This window comes from Streptomyces sp. DH12 (assembly GCF_020873895.1).
Lineage (GTDB): Bacteria > Actinomycetota > Actinomycetes > Streptomycetales > Streptomycetaceae > Streptomyces.
Window position 1 is genome coordinate 1 of sequence record NZ_JAHWGT010000123.1, and the last position, 982, is coordinate 982.

A 982-nucleotide genomic window follows, 5' to 3' on the forward strand; every position below is an offset into this window, starting at 1 on the left:
GCCAGGAACTCCTCCAGCCCGGCCCACAGCTGGCGCCGGGTCGCCCCTCGCCGGTCGGCGCGCAGCGTGGCCCGGAATCCGAGCCGCTCCCGCACCGTCCGGATGAACCGGTCACGCACCTCGGTCAGCTGCGGCCGGCTCAGCCGCTGCCGCTCCGCCGGGTCCGGATGCACGTACTCCGGTACGGCGACCGTGCCCACCAGGCGGGAAAAGCGGTCCTCGGTCCTCGGTAACGCCGGTCGGCCTTCCGTGCTGCTCCGTACCATGAGCTTCGACAGCACCCCCCGTGAGTGTCCACCACAGCCTGTTTACCAGGGGAGTCGGCGATGCGTGACAGATTCACCGTGGTTGGCCGGGCGACGGACTGTCACCTCTTCGAGGGTGACGGCGTCCAGGCCATCGACGAGGACAACGTCCACATCAAGTACACGCCGGAGAGGGTGCAGTTCCCGGAGGAGATCGCGGGCTGGCGGCGTGCGATCGAGGCGGAGGAGGAGCGCAAGGAGGCCGCCGGGCTGCCGCACCGGTGGAACAACGCGCGTTTCGCGGTCGAGCGGGTCGTGGTGTCCCGGACGCACCTCGCCGAGGTCCCCGTGGTCTCGCTGGCCTTCCGGGACGCCGACTACTTCGACTTCCTCACCACCTCGCTCAATCTGGACCGCCGGCAGAAGAACGGCCTGACGCTGCGCGAGCAGTACCTCGAGGGCAGTGACCCCGTCGACGCGCCGTCCTGGATGAACTGCAGCTTCGGCGTCAACGTGGCCCTGGAGACCGGCAAGGACGGCAAGATGCTGTTCTCCCGGCGCAGCGCCCAGGTCGCCGGGCCGAACAGCGCGCGGTGGAACTCCTCGGCCAACGAGGGGATCGCCCGGCAGCACGACCTGCCCGCGGACGGAGGCCCGATCAGTCTCCACGCGGTCGCACGCCGCGCCCTCCTCGAGGAGCTCGCCGTGTACGACGGGGACGCGACCGACATCGAACT

Annotated in this window: 2 protein-coding genes; one reads left to right on the plus strand and one right to left on the minus strand. The window is 70.2% G+C overall.

Annotated features, from left to right (window positions below; genetic code table 11):
* A partial coding sequence (locus tag LPA54_RS32920; protein ID WP_228984417.1) for a hypothetical protein occupies window positions 1–200 on the minus strand: 200 nt, incomplete at its 3' end.
* Window positions 201–326: 126 nt separating this feature from the next.
* Here LPA54_RS32920 and LPA54_RS32925 point away from each other — a divergent pair.
* Window positions 327–982 (plus strand): translation initiation factor 2 (locus LPA54_RS32925; RefSeq protein ID WP_228984418.1); only part of this gene is annotated, 656 nt, incomplete at its 3' end.